Origin of the sequence: Pseudomonas sp. QD4 (genome assembly GCF_049199125.1) — a bacterium.
GTDB lineage: Bacteria > Pseudomonadota > Gammaproteobacteria > Pseudomonadales > Pseudomonadaceae > Aquipseudomonas.
The window spans coordinates 62,820-78,227 of the sequence record NZ_JBLZOM010000011.1 but is presented as its reverse complement, the minus strand read 5'-3'; the positions used below and the strand labels follow the sequence as shown (position 1 = coordinate 78,227).

The window sequence follows — 15,408 nt, the reverse complement described above, 5'->3', positions numbered from 1 at the left end:
TTTAGCGGCAGTGAGTGAATGAGTGCACCGAACGATCAAGGATGTCATCCGCGCTCAGGTGGGATAGGGGCGCACAAGTGGCATGCTGCAGTTGCGTGGCCAGGATCTTTCGGTACAGACCCGGTGCACTGCCGCGCTGGCCGGTGGTGTCGTCGATCAACTGTGCCAGCGCCTTGCCCAGCCCATTGCCATGGTGGATGGCCGTCTTCTTGCGCCAGGCCGCCTCCGCCGGCAGCCAGCGCTCGGCGGCAAGCCGCAGGTGGCCCTTTTCGCGGCCACGGGTGGTCTTGACTGAGGGGCAGGTATCCAGCGCCGTGCGCAGCACCCGTGGGTCCCAATAGGGATGTGCCAGCTCGCTGCCGCAGGCCTGGGCGGCGATGCTGGTGAGTTCGCTGGAGTAGCGTGTCTTGTTGACCTCGACGGCAATGCTGTTGCGAATGTCATCGGCCAGCCCGTCGCCAGTGGCCAGGCCCGAGTTGATCAGGTCCGAACCGTAGCCGGTGAAAATCAGGTGGCTGGCAGGCAGTTGACGGCAGAACGCGGTGATCGCGACCCCGATCTCCACCGCCTGGGGTTGCGGGTGACCGAACGCTCGGATGGTCTGGGGCAGTGCCAGCAGGATTGATTGCGGATCCAGCTCGACCCGGTTCAGCGGGCGTCCCAGGGCGTCGGCCAACTGTTGGGCATCGTCGAACTCATTGCCCCAGGGCGTGCCAATGCTGAAGGCTTCGAACGTCGGGCACGGCTTGGCCAGCAGGGCGGCGACCAACCCCGAATCGACGCCACCGGACACCAGCGCAGCAACCTTGCCCGGACGCAGCAGATGGTCGGCGATGCTTTGCTGCAACGCACTGATCTGGGCCTCGCCGGCCAGCAGGGCATCGTCGAGTCGGGAGCTTTGCAAGGCCAGGCTATCGCTGGTTTCGCCAAGTTCGACGTGGGTACGCCGGCCTTGCAGGGTAACGTCCAAGCGGCTGCTGTGTGGCAGACGAGCGATGCCATGGATGCTCGAATCTTCACCCAGATGCACCCCGGCATCCTCACGCACGGATAACTGGGCGTCGGTCAGGCTCACCCAGGCGCTGGCCGCGATAAGCAGGTCGGTGCAGATGATGAAATGGCCCTGCGTGTCCGCGCGCCAATACAGCGGCGTGGTATTCCGGCTGCTGGTGGTCACGCGTAGCTGATGGCCCTGAACGTCGAGCAGGTTGTCGCCGCCCACCGTCAGGCGTGTACACGGCTCCTCCAGGGTTGCCCCCGAGCCACTTGGGTAGGGTGTCGGCCAGTTGCTGGCGTAGGCATGGAAGGCCGAGCCGGTCAGCGGCAGGTGGGCGTCCTGGAGTTGCTCGATGGGGCGGCTGGAGAGCAGTAACCAAGGGTATGAAGTCACGAGACAGACTCCTGGGCCGGCTGCGCAGCGGACTTGCCCAGGACGCTTTTCATCCGCCCTTGCGCCTCGCCTGCGGCGAACGCTGCGCGGTGCGCCTGTTTCCCGGCAATGCGGGTCTGTTCAAGGCCTGCGATGAAATCGCGGTTGAGGTAGGTCTTGGTATTTCTGAAGGCGGCGCTGGTGAAGCCTGCGGCGCGGCGCGCCTGTTCCAGGGCACGGTCTCGCAACTGCGTGGCGTCGACCAGACTGTGCAGCATGCCGTCGGCCAATGCGCGTTCCGCGGGCCACGGGGCACAGGACATGAGCATGTTCTGCATCAGGCTGCGGCCCACGATCTTTTCCAGCATGAATCCGCCGAAGGTACAGGCGATACCCAGCTCGAACTCGGGCATCTTCAGCACGCACCGTTCGCTGCCGATTCGATAGTCCGCGGTCAACGCGATCTGCAGGCCGATGCCGATGGCGTAGCCGTCGATGGCCACGATCAGTGGGCGGGTCAGTTGCAGGGCGGCGATGTAGAGATCGGTGACGTGATCGATCCAGATATCGACTTCCTCGCCCCCTTTGAAGGTCGAGGTTTCGTGGAAGCTGCCGCCGGCCCCGAACGAGCGTCCCTCGCCGCTGTGCAGCAATACGGCGCGCACCGCATCATCGTCATTCAGTTGTTTGAGCAGGCGGGTCAACTGCGCCATCCGTGGCATCGACCACAGGTTATGCCGGTGCGAGTCGGTGAACTCCACCAGCGCCACGCCGTCATCGAGCGTGATGTCGAAATCGTAATTGAGGTACTCTTTTGCGTTGCTTGGCATCGATAACTTCCCGTATTTACCAGACTGTCCCTATTGAGTACGACCGTGCACGTTCCTGCGGTGGATAGCACGGTGCGCGGCGAACAATGTTAGGGCGAATCCAGGAAATAAACTTATCGATGCACGAAGCATTTCTATAAAAAATTGCTAATGGATTGCGATTTGAGAACGTTTATTTCTTTGCCGAAAATTGAGCCCGTCGACCTGCGGATTTTGGGAGCGGTACAGCGTGATGGGCGTATATCGAATGTGGAACTTTCGCTGGAAGTCGGGTTAAGCCCCGCTCCCTGCTGGCGCCGCTTAAAACGCCTGGAGGCGCAGAAGTTCATTCTGGGGTACCAGGCGAACCTGAATCGCAAGATGTTGGGTTATTCGGTATGTGCTTATGTGTTTCTTGAAGTTTCAACGCATGCCGAACACGAACTGAAGTTGCTTGAAAGAGCATTGATGAGTCGGCCGGAAGTTGTCGCGTTGCACACCGTGACCGGAAAGTTCGATGTGGTACTCCAAGTCGTCACCTCGACCATGGACGACTATGTCGACTTCATTGATGGCGTGGTGCGGCATATGCCACGGGTGAGCAACTTCTATAGCAGCCTGGTGTTAAGAGAGTTGCGCGGACAGGGATTTATGCCGCTGGTACGTGAATTTCCTAATCCTTGCACCTGACCAGCGCCAGATAAACCCCGGCTTCTTTCCCAGGCTCGATCCAGTGTGCGTCCTCCAGGCCTGGGACCTAGCGCGGCTCCATCACCCGCACCCGTTGCGGTGCGCCTTCGTACCAATGGTCGGGGTCATTCAGCGCCTACCCGGCAGCGGCGTGCCCCTTATCCCGGCAACCTGGCCTCTCGCATTGCAGCAAATGCCCAAGGTGCCGATACAGGGTGCAGGGAGTTGCTGGAGCAGGTTGTCGGTGTGTCCAGCGTAACGGCGGTTGTAGGCCGGGCCTGAAGTGCGTCACGGCCCATGGGGTCGACGATCCTGCGCGTTGCGCCTTTTTGACGATTGCCTATTGCACCGGTGCTGCCCTATTGAAACGCGATCTTCGGCTTGCCTCATTGTTGACCTATCTGGTGTGTTCATCGGTCATTCTGTTGACGCTGTGGCAGGTCTGGACCGCTCGCGACAACACCCTGAGTGATATCCAGACCGATACGGTCAACCTGACCAACGCCCTCAACACTTACACCGACGGCATCTTCAAGCAGAGCGAGCTGGTGCTGATCGGCCTGGCCGAGCGGGTCGAGCACCTGGAGGATGATCCGCGCCAGATGTCTCGTTTGCGGGGGGTGGTGGCGCAGCAGATGGCGGCGTTGCCGCAGCTCAATGCGATGTTCTGGTACGACGCCCAGGGCGATCTGAAGTTTTCCACGGTGACGGCGTTGGGCCCGATGAATGTCACCGATCGCGAGTTTTTCACCTACCACCGCGACCACCGCTCATGGACCGCGTTTATCGGCCCGGCGATTCGCAGCCGTGCCACCGGCGACTGGGTGATCCCGGTGAGTCGTCGCATCGACTATCCCGATGGCTCCTTTGCCGGGGTGGTGTCGGTCAGCATCGGCCTGGATTACCTGCTGGGTTTCTACAAGCGCATCCACGTCGGCGACACCGGGGTTATCAGCCTGACCTCGTCCCAGGGGCGCCTGCTGTTGCGTTATCCGTTCCACGAAGCGGACATCGGCCGCGACCTGTCTTCGGCGCCGATCTTCGCCCAGGCGCTGGAGGAGCAGGATTGGGGCACTGCGGATTTCGCCTCCAGGGTCGATGGCATGCGCCGTCTGTATGCCTTTCGCAAAAGCGACCAATACCCGCTGGTGACCACCGTTGCCGTGGGCCGTGACGAGGCCTTGCAAGGCTGGTGGAGCCAGACCCGGCAATCGATGGCGGTGGTCCTGCTGCTGTTGGGGCTGGTGCTGGTGCTGGGGCGGCGTTTGATCACCCATATCAACCGGCGGATTGGCGCGGAGCAGGCGCTGCTCGCCAGTCAGGGCACCCTGCTGGAACTGAACCAGGCCCTGGAGGTGCTGGCCTCCCAGGACAAGCTCACGGGGCTGGCCAACCGTCGCAGTTTCGACGGCTTCCTGGACATCGAATTCAAGCGTGCTCGGCGCACGGGCAACCCGTTGTCGCTGGTGCTGATCGATGTCGATGTGTTCAAGCGCTACAACGATCACTACGGGCACCTGGCAGGGGATGAATGCCTGAAAAGCATCAGCCGCCTGATCGAGGAGTGCGTGCGGCGCCCCGGGGACCGGGTGGCGCGCTACGGCGGCGAAGAGATTGCCGTGGTCCTGCCCAATACCGATGAAGTCGGGGCGCGAGCCGTGGCCGAAACCATCCGCCAGACCATTGAGCGCGCGGGCCTGCCGCACCTGGGCAGCCCGTTCGGGATCATTACCGTGAGCCTGGGGGTGGCCACCTGGGTGGCGCAGGATGAGCCTTGCGACCCAAGCCAGTTGATTGAGCGGGCGGACCAGGCGCTGTACTCGGCCAAGGCCCAGGGCCGCAACCGCACTCACACCTTCGCCCATCCGCCCATCCACGCCCTGTAGCCGCTGACCCGCCACGCGCGGCTGCGACCAGCAACAGGGCGGGCCGCCGCGTGCCCGAGCCTGCGCGGCGGGTCAGCGGTTACAGAGCCGGTTCAGGAGTGCCACGTGCCGGCTGGGATGCGGCCTGGGCAGCGCGCTGCAAGTGGCTGGCGACCAGGGTGTTTTTCAGCAGGTAGGCAATGGTCATCGGCCCCACGCCGCCCGGCACCGGGGTGATGGCGCTGGCCACGGTGCGCGCGCTGGCGTAGTCCACATCGCCCACCAGGCGGCTGCCGGACTCGCCGGCAATCCGGTTGATCCCGACATCGATCACCACCGCTCCGGGCTTGAGCCAGCTGGCGTCGATCATCTGCGGCCGGCCCACGGCCGCCACCACGATGTCTGCCAGGCGGCACAGCGCCGGGGCGTCGACGCTGCGCGAGTGCACCACGCTGACCGAGCAATGGGCCTGCAACAGCAGGGTGGCCATGGGTTTGCCGACAATGTTCGAACGGCCGATGACCACCGCGTGCAGGCCGCTCAAGTCACCGCAGGTTTCGTGCAGCAGGCGCATGCAGCCGCTGGGCGTGCACGGGGTCAGGACGTCGATGCCCTGCACCAGGCCGCCGACGTTTTCCCGATGGAAACCGTCCACGTCCTTGATCGGGTCGATGGCATGAATCACCGCCTGTTCATCGATATGGGCCGGCAACGGCAGTTGCACCAGGATGCCGTTGACCGTGACGTCGGCGTTGAGCCGGGCGATCAGCGCCAGGACTTCGGCCTGGCTGGCGTTGGCGGCCAGCAGGTATTCCAGGGAGCGGATCCCGACTTCCTTGGCCCGTAGCAGTTTGTTGCGCACATACACCTGGCTGGCCGGGTCTTCACCGACCAGGACCACCGCCAGGGCAGGGAAAATCTGTTGCCCGGCCAGGGCCAGGACCTCTTCCCGGACCTCGTCGAGGACCAGGGCAGAAATGGCCTTGCCGTCGATATCGCGGGCAAGTGAAGGGGTGCTGCTGATCAAAGGCGTCACCTTGAGCGTGAAAGAGTAAGGGGCGAGGCGGTCATCGGGCGGCGGATGGCCTCAATGCCGGAGCCGAGACCTGAAGCCGCGAAGCAGGCTACCAGTTGCTGGCGGGCCTGCACCAGCCGCAGTCCTGCTGCCAGGATGACGCAGAGCAAGAGATCGGCAGTTTTTGCCATGCGAGGCGATCGGCGGCGCCCTATGGGCCCAGCCAGGTGAATGTGCACGCTGTAGCCGCTGCCGAGCCCGCGAGGCTGCGCTGGCCCTGGAGAGCGCCGGCATTGGGTCAGGACAACCGGTCTTCAGCATCGTGCGCGATAGCGCCCCGGGGTCATGCCGAACCAGCGCAGGCAGGCTTTGTGGAAGCTGCTCTGGTCGCGAAAGCCCAGCAGGGCGCCGATGTATTTGACGCTGCGGGTCGAGTTGCGCAGGAAGTTATGGGCGAGCATCAGCCGCGCCTCATCCTGCAGCGCCGAGAAATGCATGTCTTCATCCCCCAGTCGCCGTTGCAGGCTGCGGGCGCTGACCCCCACCACCTGGGCGATATGGTCCAGGTTGCTCGACCCGCCCTGGGCCAGCCGCTCGGACAGCACGCGCCGCACCTGGGCGGTCATCGAGCCACTGAGCAGTTGGTTGAGGCGGGTGCGGGCGTATTCCACATGCAGCACATCAAGGGCCGGGTCGGCGCTGGGCAGGGCGATCGCGCAATCGCTGGCGCTGAAGGTCAGGCTGTTGTGCGGGGCGTCGAACTGCAGGTTGTTGCCCAGCAGGCGCCGCAACAGGCGGGTGTCCTCAGGTTCGGGGTAGGTAAAGGCCGCCGCCAGGGGCTGGGGCTTGTGGTTGGGCAGCAGCCAGTGCACCAGGCCCAGGGTCTGCGCGGTGCCTGCGTCGATAAACGGCCGCGGGGTCAGCGAGGGTTCGTTGGTGATGTCGAAGCCGATCAGCTTCAACGCATGGGGTTTGCGTTCCAGGCACATGCAAAAGCCATTGCTGACCAGCGAGTGGTAATCCACCAGCCGCTGCAAGGCCGCGCCCAGGGTCGCGCATGACATCACCGCGTAACCCAGCACCTCCAGATTGGCCGGGTGTGCACGGGTATAGGCCAACAGCCCGAGGTCGGCATTGCCGGTGCGTTGTACCGCTTCTTCCATGACCTTGTAGACCAGTTCCAGTTTGACGCCCTTGGGGTTTGCATAGACGTCCTCGCCACTGTCGAAATGCTTGAGCAGAGCGTCAACGTTAGCTCCTGCATCACTCAGGGCATGGGCAAGCACCCGAAAACTGGCGCTGGTCATTCTGTGCATAGTTCTTCCTGGACTAGTGGCTAAGTGATATCGCGCGGGCCGTTGCATGATCGCAATAAACAAATGGCCGCAGTCGATTAACCGGGTATGCGCGTTTCCCAGGACAAGCGAAAGGTACCCGGGAACACTTCCGGGCAGCTCTCCGAGGGTCGATCATGGCCGGCAATCAACCATGGCTGTGGCGCGCAACTCGCCGTGGCCCTGCCTATGGACGTGTCATGCAAAGAGTCAGGGACTTTTACCGGGAGCTGTCACGGGGCCAGTTGCTGTTGGCCTTCCAGCCTGTGGTGTGGCTGCCGGGCAGCAGCCGCGTGTTGTATCAGGAGGGATTACTGCGCCGTGCCGATGCCCAGGGGCCCGAGAGTTATCCCTTCGCCCTGATGGAGCAGCACCAGATGATGCGCGACCTCGACCGCAGCGTGGTGCAGTGCGTGATCGACCGGTTGCTGGCCGATGAGCACCTGCGCCTGGGCTGCAACATCTCTGCGCAGAGCGCGATCATCGACACCTTCTGGCAGGAGATTCTGACCCAGCTGCGGGGCACGCCCTCGGTGGCCTCGCGGCTGGTGATCGAGATCACTGAAAGCGCCCGCCCGCCCAGCACCGGGGCGGCCATCGAGTTTGTCCTGTGCTTGCGCGAGCTGGGTTGCCGGGTGGCCATCGATGATTTCGGCTCGGGCCTGGGCACCCTGGAATTCATCCGCAAGACCCGCCCCGACATCGTCAAGATCGATCAGGGCTACCTGCAGCGCGCCCGCCTGGAAACCAACAGCGCCCAGACCCTCGGCCACCTGGTGCAACTGTGCAAGACCCTGGCGCCCTGCGTGATTATCGAAGGCATCGAGACCGAGGCCGACCTGGCCCTGGCCACCGCCTGCGGCAGCGAGTGGGGCCAGGGTTACTTGTTCGGCCGGCCCCGGGCCGACGCCCTGGGCGCCAGTTGTCGCTTGCGTGATCGCCCGCTGACTGCCTGAGGCCCGGGCTCAGGGGTCAGTGTTCCGATGGGTGCTGCAGCTCGTATATCTCCTCGGGCGTCAGCGGGGCCACGGGGGCGGGGTCGTAGTCATAGGGCTGCATTTTTGGCCGCTCTGGCTGGACCGCATCGTAAGGCAGCAGCACGGTGTCGATCAGCGCATCCGCCGGCAGGGTGACGACGATATAGACCGGGCACACCACCGTGACCCAACATATGCCCCGCAGGATTTTGCCGTAGCCCATCTCATACCCGGTGAGCAGCTGGGCGCTGGTCTTGGTCCCACGGTAATAACGGTCGTCGCGCCAGTCGTAGGTCCCCGGAACCCGGGCCATATAGGTGCCGCAGCCGGAAAGCAGCAGCGTATTGAGCAGTAGCAAGCGGGCGAGAATCTTGATGATGAGGTTTCCAGGGAGCAAGGCCGGACAGCAAGACACCCGGCGCAGCACCGGGCGAGCAACGGGTTGAACGCAGGTCAGGCGTCGACGGGCAGCATCACGGTGTCGACCACCACATCGGCCGGCAAGGTGACGATGGCCACGACCGGGCAGACGATGGTGAACCAGCAGAAGATCGTGGCGTAGCCGTCGTAGCCGCGTGCGCCGTAAGTGGTGAGCAGCGCGACGTTGGCCGAGGTGCCCTGGTAGGTCCCCGAACCGCTGGCGTTGGAGCTGAGGCGGGCAATAAAGGTGCCGCAGCCGGTGAGGGACACCAGGCAGAGCACGAGCAGGATATTGAGCGTTTTGATGAGGCCATTCCTTAGCGAGCGGTTTTTTCCGCGCGCATGGTCGCAGAAGCCTGGGCTTGACGCTAGATTGTTCGCCCACAATCAATGACTAACTCCCGGGAGCCGACTGGCGATGACGATTTACCGCACCACAGGTGAGTTATTTATCGAAGAACCCATGCCCTGGGGCCTGCGCGGCGACCCGTATTTATGGCGGGCCATGGCCGCGCATTTTGCCAATACGCCGCTGCCGGCAACGGCGGCAGAACTTGAGGATTCGATCACCCAGGCGTTCGAGCGGCTGACTGGCAAACCCCTGGCGACGCCAACCCATTTTTTCGTCGAAACCTTCGCCCATGGCGGCATGAGCAGCGGCGGTATTTCCCCGCAGTTCTGGCGCGAAAGCGCGCTGCCGCTGCTGCTCGGGCGCCTGGCTGCAGGCTGATCAGCGCGCGGGGATCAACCCCACCAGGTCAGTATTACCCACCTCCACCCCGGCCTGGGTTAGCAAAGTCGTGGCCTGGCCCCGGTGGTGGGTCTGGTGATTGAAAAAATGCAGCAGCAGGGCGTAGAGGTTGCGCGCGCCGGTTTCGCCTTGCAGGTTGCGGTACTGCAGGTCGTGGTCGAGGTCGGTTTCGCTCAGGGCCTGGGTCCAGTCGAGCAACGCCTGGTCCAGTGCCTGACGCTGTTGCCACAGGGCCCGAATATCGGGCGCCAGCAACGCCCTGAGATTCACCGGCGGCGCCATTTGCCGTAACGGCTCCAGTGCCTCGTGCCGCGCCGGGTGTCCGGCAAAACGCTGGAGCCAGACGATGTCCCCCGCCAGCAGGTGATTCAAGGTCCCGAGGATCGAGCCGAAAAAGGCTTGGCGATCGAGGCCGATGGCGCTGTCCGGCAGGGTCATCGCCGCGGTGTACAGGTTGTGGTTCATCCACTGGTTGTAGCGGGCCATCAGGCACAGGTGTTCGGTGCGGGTCATGGTGCAGTCCTGCAAGTCGTGGTCGCTGGGCAAGGGCGACAGCTTGGCCTCGCCCTGGATCGCGGCGCAAGAAATAAGCGCGTTTTTTTCGAGGCCGGCCAGGCGGGCGATCATTCGCGGGACGCGATCAGGCGCAGTCAATTATCCTGCGCGCCAAACGTTGATGAGGGAACACGGTGAACGACTCGGAACAGGTGGCGCTGTTTGTCCTGCTCAAGGCCTTCGACAGGTTGGGTCTGTGGCTTGAAGGGCAGGGCATCGCACTGCCGCAGCAGGCGCATCGCTTTATCGACCAGGCCTGGGGCTGCCTGGCGGCGGGAGCTGCGACCTTTAACACGCAGGCCCTGGACGCTGCCATAGACGCAGCAGTGGTCGATGAGCAGGGCGCAGGCACCGCCGAGATTCTGAAAAACCTTTACCTGTATGCGCTTGCCGATTTCGCGATGTTTTTCTCCGAGGCCACGCCCGCCAGTTTGAGCGCAGCCGAAAGCGCCATCGTCGATGCCTATGACTATGGGGCAGGGCAACAGTATGTGCTTGAGCGCAAGCAGGGTAAGGCGGTGGTGTTGAGTGTCGAGGATGAGCAGGCAATCGCCGGGATGCCGCTGTACCGTGATGCGGTTGCCTCATTGCACGCGGACCGGACCTTCGCCCAAGGCCTGGGCGACTGGGCCCGGGTCTTGGAGTATCGCTGAGCGGCCGTTATCCATCAGCGGTATGCCTGCCTGAAATCAAAGTGCTTGACCCGGATGTCCATGACGAACCAAGGAGCGCGTTGTGCAAGACGCAGTCGCAGTAGAAACCATCAGGGCCGCGTTGTACGCCACCACCGGCAAGAAGGTCGGCAAGCGCGTGCAGGCACTGGCCATCGAGCATGCCAGCCTGGCCTTGAGTCACGAGCATTACCCCGACGCGGGTTTTGCCCTGCTGCTGGAGATACTCACGGTCGATGCGTTGTTCAATAAGCGCGGTATCGAGTATTTCCTGGTGAACCTGGCCGCCGACATGCACCAGTTGTCGCTGGCGCAACGACAGGCGTTGTTGCAGGTGGCCGGGGAAAACTACCCTCGCTACACCTACCTGGACGGATGCTGGGTCCTGGGTGATCTGATTGCCCGGCACTATGAAAAATCCCAGGCCATGGCCTTTTTCAAAAAGGTCTTTCGCAGCGCCAGCGCCGAAGGTCAAGAGGGCGTGGCCCTGGGGCTGGATGTCATTGCCCGCCATGCAAAACGCGACCCGGGAGTGGTCAGTGAAGTGCAGCGGATCTTGAGGTCCGCGTCGTGAGGCAGCAGGAGCAAGGAGCACAACATGTTCGATGAGTACCGGGCGGATACCGCCGTCTACCAGGCGCTGGAGCGCCACTTCAGCGAGTTTTTCCAGGCTGAAATCAAGCGCCGGCAGGCAGACGCCAACCTGATGAAAACGCCGTACTACAGGACCACCTTCGCCAATGGCCAGCCGTTTTTTGACGGCAATCCGATCTTCTCCGCCAAACATGAACGCACGGGCGACACCCTCAGGGTGGTGCTCGACGAGGACATTCAGCCACTGTGTTCTTACCTCGATAAAGAGGGGCAGTCCGAGCGGGTGATTGTGGGCCATGTCTCGGCGCTGGCCGACATCCGGCAGCAAGTGGCGCAGTGGATAGCCGTGCAGCTCGGCGTTTGAACAACCCTTGCCCGAAGGGGGAATGGGGCCTGACTCCAGACGCGTGCATGGCTCCTTCCAGCCATTAAAAAAACCGCCCCTTTGGCCCCGATAACATCGTTTCTCGGGGCGTGGGCTTTTCTCTATATTGGCCCGCAGATCCAGCGCAGTCCCTGACTGCGCGCCCTTTAGCGTGAGCCTTCACCATGAATAAGAAACCTGAAAGCACAGGGCTGCACTCTGCCGGCACCGGGACCCGCGTGGTCTGGGGCGGCGAGCAGGTCAAGCACCCCTACAACGCCACCCAGACGCCGATTGTCGCCAGTGCCGCCTACGGCTACGACGACATCGACCAGTGGTACGACGTGGCGCTGGGCAAAGCCCCGGGCTTTATCTACAGCCGCATGAGCAACCCCACGGTGGAGGTGCTGGAAGCCAAGCTCTGCGCCCTGGAAAACGCCGAATCCGCCGTGGCCTTCAGCAGTGGCATGGCCGCCATCAGCAGCGTGCTTTACAGCTTTTTGCAGCATGGCCAACGGGTGGTCTCGACCAAGGACAGCTACGGCGGCACCAACAAGATTTTCGAAGAGTTCCTGCCGCGCATGGGCGTGGCGGTGACCCTGTGTGAAACCTTCGATCATCAGCAGATCGAACGGGAAATCGCCAAGGGCTGCGACGTGCTGTACCTCGAGACCCCGACCAACCCGACCCTGAAAATCGTCGACATCCAGCGCCTGGTGGCCGCGGCGAAACAGGTCGGTGCGCTGGTGGTGGCCGACAATACCTTTGCCACGCCGCTGAACCAGAACCCCCTGGCCCTCGGGGTGGACGTGGTGATCCACAGCGCCACCAAGTTCCTCAGCGGCCACGGCGACGTGTTGGGCGGCCTGGTGTGTGGCAGCGAAACGCTGATGGCCCAGGTGCGGCACTACCGGGAAATCAACGGCGCCGCCCTCGACCCGTTTTCGGCGTACCTGATCATCCGCGGCATCAAGACCCTGGCCCTGCGTGTGCGTCAGCAGCAGCACAGCGCGCGGGCCCTGGCTGAGTTCCTGGGCAGCGAGCCGCTGGTGGAGTCGGTGAATTACCCGGGGCTGCCCAACCACCCGAATCACGCCGTGGCCTGTGCGCAGATGCGTGGCTTCGGCGCCATCGTCAGCTTTGTGCTGGTGGGCGGCATGGACACGGTCAAGCTGCTGCTGCCGCGCCTGCGCTATGCCCATTGCGCCGGCAACCTGGGGGCGGTGGAAACCATCTACGGCCCGGCGCGCACCACCAGCCACGTTGAAAACACCCTCGAAGAACGCCTGGCCCTGGGCATCTCCGAAGGCCTGGTGCGGGTCTCGGTGGGCATTGAAGACACCGACGATCTGCTCGCCGACCTGAAGCAGGCTTTCGCCTGGGTCAGACGTTCACTGCAGCCGGACGCTGCGGTCCAGACATCCCTGGCCGAACCCTGCGTTGAGGCCGCCAACTGAGTTCAGCCACACCCCCTCACGGCAAGGTCGCCGTGAGTTCTCCATGAAGAGCCAAAAAAAATAAAAACCTGTCGGCATCGCCTTTGATTTCTGCCCGTGTCTGTGACGCAGACGTCGACCCTTGCCCTGACCCCTTTCATGAGAAAAATCATGTCCAGTACCCCACAACAAATCGCCGCGCGCAGCGGCTTCAAGCAGGAAATGCAGACCCGTCACATCGTCATGCTGGCCTTGGGCGGCGTGATCGGGACCGGACTGTTCCTGACCTCCGGTTACACCGTCAACCAGGCCGGCCCCCTGGGTGCGGTGATCGCCTACATCATCGGCGCGCTGATGGTCTACATGGTCATGATGTGCCTGGGCGAACTGGCGGTGCAGATGCCGGAAACCGGCTCCTTCAGCACCTACGCCACGCGCTTTCTCGGCCCGGGCACCGGCTACACTGTGGCCTGGCTGTACTGGCTGACCTGGACCGTGGCCATCGGCTCGGAATTCACCGCCGCCGGCATTCTCATGTCGCGCTGGTTTCCCGACACCCCGGTGTGGATCTGGAGCGCGCTGTTCGCCGGGGTGGTGTTCCTGACCAACGTGGTGTCGGTGCGCCTGTTTGCCGAGACCGAGTTCTGGCTGTCGCTGGTGAAGGTGATCACCGTGGTGGTGTTTCTGCTGATCGGTGGCGGGGCGATTCTCGGCCTGTTGCAGATCGATCAGGTGCACAGCATCGGCCTTGGCAACTTCACCCGCGAGGGCTTGTTCCCCACCGGTTTCATGCCGATTGCCATGACCTTGCTGGCGGTGTCGTTCGCGTTTTCCGGCACCGAGCTGATCGGCATCGCCGCCGGTGAAACCAAGGACCCGCAGCGCAATGTGCCGCGGGCGATCCGCACCACCGTGCTGCGCCTGGCGATCTTCTTTGTCGGCACCATCTTCGTCCTCGCCACCCTGTTGCCCCGGGAGCAGGCCGGCCTGGTGGAGAGCCCGTTTGTCACGGTGTTCACCTACATCGGCATTCCGTACTCGGCTGACATCATGAACTTCGTGATCATCAGCGCGCTGCTGTCGGCCGCCAACTCCGGGCTGTATGCCGCCTCGCGCATGCTCTGGACCCTGAGCGACCAGGGCCACCTGCCCAAGCAGTTCTCGGCCCTGACCCGCATGGGCACGCCGCTCAACGCGATCATCGTGAGCATGGCCGGCGGCGCCGCGTCGTTGCTCAGCAGCGTGTTCGCCGCCGACACCATCTACCTGGCGCTGGTGTCGATCTCCGGGCTGGCGGTGGTGGTGGTGTGGATGAGCATCGCCGCCAGCCAGATCGGCTTTCGTCGGCACTATGTGGCCAATGGCGGGGATATCCGCGACCTCAAGTTCCGGGTTCGCGGCTACCCCTGGGTGCCGCTGGGAGCGCTGGCGTGCTGCGCCCTGGCCTGTGTCGGCATCGCCTTCGACCCGGAGCAGCGCGTGGCCCTGTACTTCGGTTTGCCGTTCATCGCCTGGTGCTATTTCGTGTATTACATTACCCGCACCAGCCGCGAGCGACGCTTGTCGCTTGCTTCCTCGGCACACCCGGCAGATGCGCTCCAGGCGCGCTCCACGGGTTGAACACGCGCGTTCGGTGCCGGGGGCGTCAATGAGGTTCGGGTCATGAAGCAAAAGACATTACCGCCACTGAACTGGCTGCGGGCCTTCGAGGTGTCGGCCCGCTGCCTGAACTTCACCCACGCTGCCGAGGAACTGTTCCTGACTCAGGGCGCGGTCAGCCAGCAGATCCGCCAGCTCGAAAGTCACCTCGGGGTGGCGCTGTTCAAGCGCCTGCCCCGGGGCCTGGGCCTGACCGAAGAGGGCCAGGCCTACCTGCCGGTGGTGCAGGACGCCATCACCCGGCTGGCGGTGGGCACCAACGAAATTTTCGGCCAGCACAAGCGCCGGCCGCTCAAGGTGCGCGGCAGCCTGTCGTTTTTCGTGCACTGGCTGGCGCCCAAGCTGGTGGATTTTCGCCAGGCCCATCCCCACGTCGATATCCGCTATATCAGCAATATCTGGGTCAAGGAACTGGACGGCGAGGACGACATGGAAATCCGCTGGGGCCACGGTCAATGGCCGGGGCTGGTGTCCCAGCGCCTGACCTGGGACACGCTGTTCCCGGTGTGTTCGCCGGCGCTGATGGCGCGCTCGCCGCTGCGGGTGCCGGCAGACGTGGGCGAGCATCCGCTGCTGCACGTGCTGGGTTACGAAGAGGGCTGGGGCTACTGGTTGAACATGGTCGGCGCCGAGGGCGTGGACTCGTCCACCGGCATGCAGTTCGACACCCTGATTTCCACCCTGCGCATGGCCGAGCTGGGGCAGGGCATAGCCCTGGCGCGCTCGTCGATGGTCGATGAAATGCTGGCTGACGGGCGCTTGATCGAGCCGTTTACCCAGCGCATCGAAGCCAGCGAATCGTTCTATCTGGTACGCGGTTCCGGGGCCGATCAACACCCCGATGCCGTGATGTTTTCTACCTGGCTGGTTGAGCAGGCACACCGTTTCAAATAGATGGC

General features: G+C 63.4%; 17 protein-coding genes. 10 read left to right on the top strand and 7 right to left on the bottom strand.

Annotation, left to right across the window (positions count from 1 at the left end; translation table 11 throughout):
- Position 1: 1 nt before the first annotated feature.
- Positions 2-1,390, bottom strand: coding sequence for an asparagine synthase C-terminal domain-containing protein (locus ACOZJV_RS33365; RefSeq protein ID WP_421549468.1), 1,389 nt, complete (start codon positions 1,388-1,390; stop codon positions 2-4).
- The gene (locus tag ACOZJV_RS33360) at positions 1,387-2,199 is read right to left on the bottom strand and encodes an enoyl-CoA hydratase/isomerase family protein (protein WP_421549467.1); all 813 of its coding nucleotides are present in this window, start codon (positions 2,197-2,199) and stop codon (positions 1,387-1,389) included. The genes ACOZJV_RS33365 and ACOZJV_RS33360 overlap by 4 nt, the downstream gene beginning before the upstream one ends.
- Before the next feature lie 162 nt (positions 2,200-2,361).
- On the opposite strand from ACOZJV_RS33360, the gene ACOZJV_RS33355 reads away from it, so the two are divergent.
- Both ACOZJV_RS33355 and ACOZJV_RS33350 read left to right on the top strand, forming a co-directional pair.
- Positions 2,362-2,868, top strand: a complete 507-nt coding sequence (locus tag ACOZJV_RS33355; protein ID WP_421549466.1) for an Lrp/AsnC family transcriptional regulator — start codon at positions 2,362-2,364, stop codon at positions 2,866-2,868.
- 362 nt (positions 2,869-3,230) lie between these two features.
- The gene (locus ACOZJV_RS33350; protein ID WP_421549465.1) at positions 3,231-4,754 is read left to right on the top strand and encodes a sensor domain-containing diguanylate cyclase; all 1,524 of its coding nucleotides are present in this window, start codon (positions 3,231-3,233) and stop codon (positions 4,752-4,754) included.
- Positions 4,755-4,833: 79 nt separating this feature from the next.
- Here the strand turns inward: ACOZJV_RS33350 and ACOZJV_RS33345 are convergent, their stop codons facing one another.
- Positions 4,834-5,769, bottom strand: a complete 936-nt coding sequence (locus ACOZJV_RS33345) for a bifunctional 5,10-methylenetetrahydrofolate dehydrogenase/5,10-methenyltetrahydrofolate cyclohydrolase (protein WP_421549464.1) — start codon at positions 5,767-5,769, stop codon at positions 4,834-4,836.
- Between the two features lie 293 nt (positions 5,770-6,062).
- The gene (locus ACOZJV_RS33340; protein ID WP_078468552.1) at positions 6,063-7,064 is read right to left on the bottom strand and encodes an AraC family transcriptional regulator; all 1,002 of its coding nucleotides are present in this window, start codon (positions 7,062-7,064) and stop codon (positions 6,063-6,065) included.
- Between the two features lie 218 nt (positions 7,065-7,282).
- On the opposite strand from ACOZJV_RS33340, the gene ACOZJV_RS33335 reads away from it, so the two are divergent.
- Entirely contained in the window at positions 7,283-8,038 is a 756-nt protein-coding gene (locus ACOZJV_RS33335; protein WP_201131601.1) for an EAL domain-containing protein, read from the top strand.
- 16 nt (positions 8,039-8,054) lie between these two features.
- On the opposite strand, the gene ACOZJV_RS33330 is transcribed toward ACOZJV_RS33335, so the two are convergent.
- Positions 8,055-8,417: a YceK/YidQ family lipoprotein gene (locus tag ACOZJV_RS33330; protein WP_238596102.1), complete on the bottom strand. Its 363-nt coding sequence runs from the start codon at positions 8,415-8,417 to the stop codon at positions 8,055-8,057.
- A 95-nt stretch (positions 8,418-8,512) separates the two neighbouring features.
- Positions 8,513-8,749 carry a YceK/YidQ family lipoprotein gene (locus ACOZJV_RS33325; RefSeq protein ID WP_238596103.1) on the bottom strand — a complete coding sequence of 79 codons (237 nt, stop codon included), beginning with the start codon at positions 8,747-8,749 and terminating at the stop codon, positions 8,513-8,515.
- A 148-nt stretch (positions 8,750-8,897) separates the two neighbouring features.
- On the opposite strand from ACOZJV_RS33325, the gene ACOZJV_RS33320 reads away from it, so the two are divergent.
- Positions 8,898-9,209 carry a hypothetical protein gene (locus ACOZJV_RS33320; RefSeq protein ID WP_078468554.1) on the top strand — a complete coding sequence of 104 codons (312 nt, stop codon included), beginning with the start codon at positions 8,898-8,900 and terminating at the stop codon, positions 9,207-9,209.
- Here ACOZJV_RS33320 and ACOZJV_RS33315 read toward each other — a convergent pair whose 3' ends face one another.
- Positions 9,210-9,743: a DinB family protein gene (locus tag ACOZJV_RS33315; protein WP_421549510.1), complete on the bottom strand. Its 534-nt coding sequence runs from the start codon at positions 9,741-9,743 to the stop codon at positions 9,210-9,212. It lies immediately after the preceding gene.
- Between the two features lie 176 nt (positions 9,744-9,919).
- On the opposite strand from ACOZJV_RS33315, the gene ACOZJV_RS33310 reads away from it, so the two are divergent.
- The 6 genes from ACOZJV_RS33310 (at position 9,920) to ACOZJV_RS33285 (ending at position 15,403) form a co-directional block, all read left to right on the top strand.
- A complete protein-coding gene (locus ACOZJV_RS33310) occupies positions 9,920-10,438 on the top strand; it encodes a hypothetical protein (protein ID WP_421549463.1) in 519 nt (172 codons plus the stop codon).
- A gap of 82 nt (positions 10,439-10,520) precedes the next feature.
- On the top strand, positions 10,521-11,030 hold the full coding sequence (locus tag ACOZJV_RS33305; RefSeq protein ID WP_421549462.1) for a hypothetical protein: 510 nt from the start codon (positions 10,521-10,523) through the stop codon (positions 11,028-11,030).
- A gap of 24 nt (positions 11,031-11,054) precedes the next feature.
- A complete protein-coding gene (locus ACOZJV_RS33300) occupies positions 11,055-11,414 on the top strand; it encodes a hypothetical protein (RefSeq protein WP_421549461.1) in 360 nt (119 codons plus the stop codon).
- A gap of 185 nt (positions 11,415-11,599) precedes the next feature.
- Positions 11,600-12,871 (top strand): cystathionine gamma-synthase family protein, encoded by a 1,272-nt coding sequence (locus tag ACOZJV_RS33295; protein ID WP_078468558.1) that lies wholly within the window; start codon positions 11,600-11,602, stop codon positions 12,869-12,871.
- 150 nt (positions 12,872-13,021) lie between these two features.
- Positions 13,022-14,470, top strand: coding sequence for an amino acid permease (locus tag ACOZJV_RS33290; RefSeq protein WP_078468559.1), 1,449 nt, complete (start codon positions 13,022-13,024; stop codon positions 14,468-14,470).
- A 42-nt stretch (positions 14,471-14,512) separates the two neighbouring features.
- Positions 14,513-15,403, top strand: a complete 891-nt coding sequence (locus tag ACOZJV_RS33285) for a LysR substrate-binding domain-containing protein (RefSeq protein ID WP_078468560.1) — start codon at positions 14,513-14,515, stop codon at positions 15,401-15,403.
- The last annotated feature ends 5 nt before the right edge of the window (positions 15,404-15,408 follow it).